The 5116-nt window shown below is 49.9% G+C and carries 3 protein-coding genes and 2 pseudogenes; all 5 read left to right on the top strand.

Annotated elements, in window-relative coordinates:
* Positions 1–213 (top strand): annotated as a pseudogene (locus tag AUK29_02285) (hypothetical protein).
* Positions 214–227: 14 nt separating this feature from the next.
* Complete coding sequence (locus AUK29_02280; GenBank protein OIP65691.1) at positions 228–1859, top strand: hypothetical protein; 1632 nt, start codon at positions 228–230, stop codon at positions 1857–1859.
* 58 nt (positions 1860–1917) lie between these two features.
* The gene (locus AUK29_02275) at positions 1918–2847 is read left to right on the top strand and encodes a hypothetical protein (protein ID OIP65690.1); all 930 of its coding nucleotides are present in this window, start codon (positions 1918–1920) and stop codon (positions 2845–2847) included.
* A gap of 97 nt (positions 2848–2944) precedes the next feature.
* Positions 2945–4738, top strand: coding sequence for a hypothetical protein (locus tag AUK29_02270; protein ID OIP65689.1), 1794 nt, complete (start codon positions 2945–2947; stop codon positions 4736–4738).
* An 11-nt stretch (positions 4739–4749) separates the two neighbouring features.
* A pseudogene (locus AUK29_02265) lies at positions 4750–5116 on the top strand (hypothetical protein).

The following is a 5116-nucleotide window of genomic DNA, read 5'->3' as shown; positions in this document are numbered from 1 at the left end:
CGGGGCAGACCGGTCCCCGAGTATCGCAACAATCCTCCAAACCTCTCAGCCGGGGATTATGCACACGAGTGGGCATATCAAGTCAGTCTTTTCGGGCGGTATATGGGATGGCTCCGGCCCGTGCTGTTGAGGCTTGCTTTTTCTTCCATCGGCCGGCAGTTCAGCCGGCTGAAGGCAGCGATCAAACAATGGAAATATCGGATCTCCTATTAGTGCGTAAATTGTTTTTGTGCAGTCGCAGCGGACCGGCCCGGTCCAGGACGCTCGGGAGATATCTATGGGTCTGCACCGTCGGCTTAATCCAGATCACCGCCTTTGTAGGCCTGGTTCAGGCTGAACCGAGGGTTGTTTTCCCCGAATTTGTAGATGTGTACGATCTGCATGAAATCACCGTTCGTGACCTGCCGCCCTCGCCCGGCAACCCTTTTGTCGACTCAGACCTCAGGGGTCATTACGAGGGCCCCGGGGGCGGCATCACCGAGCTGCGCGGTTTCTGTGACAGTAGGGACGGCTCCCTCTACCGGATCCGGTTTACGCCTCGCCGGGCGGGAGACTATGAGTTTCATCTCATTCTCGATTATCCGGGAGGAACATTTAAAACATCCGGACGCTTTCGTGCGAATTCGAGTTTCAGGCGCGGGTTTGTAAATATTGATCCTGAATACCCCAGGCGGCTCAAACTTGACGATGGATCCAGGCCTTATTTCGTCTCAAAAACAGCTTGGCTGCTCATGGGGAGTCGCCGGTGGCGCGAGTTCATTGATCTTGCTGCCGAGAATAATATAAATGTCCTTCGTTTCGGCCTTGAGGTCAATTACTATTACCAGCGAGTTGGGATCGACGTCTGGCCCTGGTCCGGAACAAGAGTAAATCCCGACTATTCTCGATTTGATTTGGCCACATGGCGAAAATTCGATGACGTCTTTAGATATGCCATGGAAAGAGGAGTCTATCTGGAGCCCGTGATTTTTACCTCAGTCCGGCGGAACCTGCGCTCCTACAAATACGGGATCCTTCCCGACCGGGAGATGGAACCTTACTGGCGGTATCTTATGTCGAGGTTGGGGGCGTACCCGAACATTGTATTCTTCCAGATCTTCAATGAGTTCGGCCGGAACAAACTTTACCAGACATACGCAGCCGAGTATCTTGAACGCATGAGCCCGTTTAACCATCTCATCACCACCTCGGCCGGGACGACAGACCGTGCCATTTGGCCCGAGCTGAAGTGGAACAAGCTGGCCGTCAACCATTCTTGTACATCAAGCGATCCCAGACGCCACGGTCTGAAGGACTATTACTACCGGGTCGGACGCTCTCTTTCACAAATCAACAAACCAGGATGGATCGACGAAAGCGGTCGGATTAGGCACGGAAACGTCGATCCTGTTTACCGCCGCAAAGAGTACTGGACCTGGAGTATGGCCGATGTTTACTGGAATTATCATTCCGAGGGGGGGTGCGAAGATATTGAGAAAATCGAACTTGGGCCGGCGGAAGACGTTGTTCGGTACATTCGCCCGTTCTGGGAGAAATATACGGAGTGGTGGAAAATGGAGGCCACCGATACCCTCGTTGAGGGCTATTCCGGTGTTGATTTTGTTTTTGCCAAGATTTCCAGAAACCCTGCAAAAAGCGTGCTTTATCTTGTGAATGAACGGAGCGGCGCCCGATCCGATCACAGTCGGATCCGTCTAAACCTGCCGACGGGGACCTACGGGGTCCAATATTATGAGCCGAGCCAAGGGATCTTTCACGATCAGCGTCTCCGTCTCATCGCACGCAGCACCGATGCCATCACGCTGGAGCCTCCGTCCTTTCAGGACGACCTGGTTGTCTTACTCATCCGGGAGTCGTAAGGTCGGACACCCGTGAACGACCGGGGCCTTTGCCGTAAAGAGGAACAACCTGGATCTCATGAAGAAAAAAGGGCGATTAGCCTACACCCGATTCCTGTGGGGGGCGGCGGTCCTTCTCTCGGTCTGGGGAGTGCTATGGCTCCACCAGGTTGATTTTTATTTCATGGACCACCCGGATCCAATCATAGAGGAACAGAACTTGACCTTGCCTTCAAACGGTCTGAGCCTGGCCGCAAGACTCTATCGACCAACAAACCGACAACCGGGCACGAAGCTCCCGGCGGTCGTTCTCCTGCACGGAACCAGTCCCAAAGGCTCTCACCTCTTCTTGTATCATATCCTGGCCGAACAACTCTGCCGTGGTGGAGCCATAGTTCTGGTCTATGACCAGAGGGGGTATGCGGCATCGCCCGATCCTCCGCTCGATAGCAACGGGGAGCCGGTTTTAGATTTTGTTGGCGACGCTATTCGTGCAGTTCGTTTCATAGCCTCTCAGCCTGAGGTCGATCCCTCCAAGGTCGTTCTCGTGGGGCACTCCTTTGGAGGTTCGGTGGCTATTGGTGTAGCTCATGAGCCGGGTATCAATCGGCTTCTACGGAGGATTGTCGTGATCAGTCCCGGCAGGGGTTGGCCCTATCAGGGAGATGAACGATTCACATTTCGCCGGAGGCGCCTCACGCAGGACATGGAATTGAATAGACCCATCCGATTGGAGACGATCAGGGCGCTCTATCGAGACTTTGAGGTGGAAACCTTGTTGGAACGAAAAAACATGATCTATGTAAGACTCGTTAATGGAGCAAGGGAGGAACAGGTAAAACCCCTAACCGGAATCTACGCGAAAATGTCTCCACCCAAGGACATCCGCATTATACCGGGGACGGGACACTACTTTAACACCAATTACTTGTTCAACCGGCTGGACCTCCCGATAAAAATCTTCCGCGCGGACAAGATCCAGGAATTGGCAAAGGCAATTGAGGGGTGAGCAGACATAGGGAGATAGCCGGGATCAAGCCTTGGTGATAAAAGGACCGACACATTCATTTTTTGCAAGCTTAAATTAACAGAACAGGAATGACCCTTTGAATAGATCCAGGAACTATTACATTCTTCTCGTGCTCGTAGTCGCTGCTGTATTGAGATTTTGGGGCATCCGGCATGGGTATCCTTTTTCCTATTATCCGGATGAACAGCACTTTATCAATCGGGCCGTCTCGTTCGGAAGCGGGGATTTCAACCCCCACTGGTTCCACAAGCCGGCCTTCCTGATGTATCTCTTATTCTTTGAATACGGTCTTTTCTATATCATTGGAAAGACCTTGGGGTATTTCTCCGATGTCGCCGCCTTTGCAGTCTATTATTTCAAAAATCCATGGCCCTTTATCCTGATCGGCAGGATGACCGTGACGCTATTCGGTATCGCGACAGTTTATGTGACTTACAGGATTGGGGAAAGATTCTGGTCAAAACGGGTGGGGCTTTACGCTTCTCTTCTGCTGGCGCTCTGTTATGGCCATATCTTTTCCGGTCAGGATGTGAAGGCCGATGTCCCCACAGCATTTTTTACCGTTCTTTCCGTGTACAATCTCCTCAGCATCGTCGAAAACGATTTTCAGGCAAAAGACTATATCCGCGCAGGGTTATTTGCCGGACTGGGTACGGCCACCAAGTATTATCCGATTGCACTCCTCCCGTGCATTCTGGCGGCGTCTCTTTACGAAATGTTTAGACGGAAGAAACTCCTGGTGTTTCGAAAATATATTTACGCTCTTATTTCATTCTGGGGGATTTACTTCCTATCTTCCCCTTATAATTTCCTGGACCCCCTGGGAAGAAAGGCAACCTTCGGGCAAATTGTGAAGATGTTTAATATGATATCTCCATACAAACTAAATCTGTACGCACCCTTCCAGGGGAAAGAGGAGGTTCTGGCAACCCGATATGAAAACCATTATCTCCTTAAATCCGTGTACAACTATATTCATGTATTATTCTCTCAAGAGGGCGCCGGGATCGTCATCGCGGTCATCTTTATCCTGGGTTTGATTTATATGTTCGCGAAACTGAGCATTAAAAACTCGATCCTTCTTTCTTTTCCGGTTATCTTTTCGGTTATTTCGATCATTACGAGTCCATCTTACACCGAAGTCCGGCATCAGTTGATCATCTATCCCTTCCTCTCCATTGCCGGGGCGTTTGCATTGTCTCAATTTTTTAAAAAGCTCGATAATCAGCGGTCCGCAAGTCTCTTATTAACCATCGCTCTCCTTTTTCCTTTGTATCACGTGGTAAGAAATAATATATTGGTGTCCAAGACCGATACAAGATCTCTGGCCAGAAACTGGATTGAAGCCAATATACCGGCCGGCACAAAACTATTGCTTGCAGAGGGCGCTGCCGTATTGAGGATGAACAGGGGAAACATCCAAGAATTTTATGAAAAGGCGAAACGCAGGCAAGGAGAAGACGGCCAGTTCACAAAACATCTGGTAAGATATTATGATCTCAAGATGCAGTCGGCTGAAGGAATAACCTACGATATAAAAGAGATCCGCTTTCCCTGGTGGCGGGGAAAGGAAATCGTGTCTGGAGAAACCATCGCGGACACGGAATACGACAGGGACATGGCGAATCCGCTGAAAACGGTCGGTGTGAATGATTATGGCTACTATGTAGGCCAGGGGTATAGGTACGCTGTAACGAGCAGTGATCATTACGAATCATTCGTTGATGGAGATAATCATAGATTGAAAGGCTTTCCTTCTTTCAGGAAATTTTATCATGATCTATTCACCAAAGGGAAACTGGTGAAGGAATTTAATGCGGATGAGCTTAATCTCCCGGGGCCCACGGTGAAGGTCATTCAATTAAAATAGCGAGGATGCGCATGTCTATCCTGATATTCTTCGTCTCACTCTTTTTGATTCTATACACCTATCTTCTCTATCCGCTCCTTCTTTTTTTATTGGCGCGGTTCAAAAGGGAAAAACCCGAGATCCCTGTCAGTCCTGAAGACTTACCCTCAGTATCGGTCATCATTGCGGCCTATAACGAAGAGGCGGTGATTGAGAAAAAGATCAGGAATGCGCTGGAACTGGATTACCCGAAGGATAAGATAGAAATATTGATCGGTTCCGATGGGTCTACTGACAAAACGGATGAGATCTGCATGCAGTATGAGGACCAGATCAGGTTTTACAGGCTGGAGCCTCGTCAGGGAAAGTCCAATGTATTAAATACCCTCGTCCCTCTTG

The sequence above is a fragment of the Nitrospirae bacterium CG2_30_53_67 genome (assembly GCA_001873285.1).
Lineage (GTDB): Bacteria > CG2-30-53-67 > CG2-30-53-67 > CG2-30-53-67 > CG2-30-53-67 > CG2-30-53-67.
Note: the sequence above shows the minus strand (reverse complement) of the source record. Positions and strands in the feature narration are given on the sequence as shown.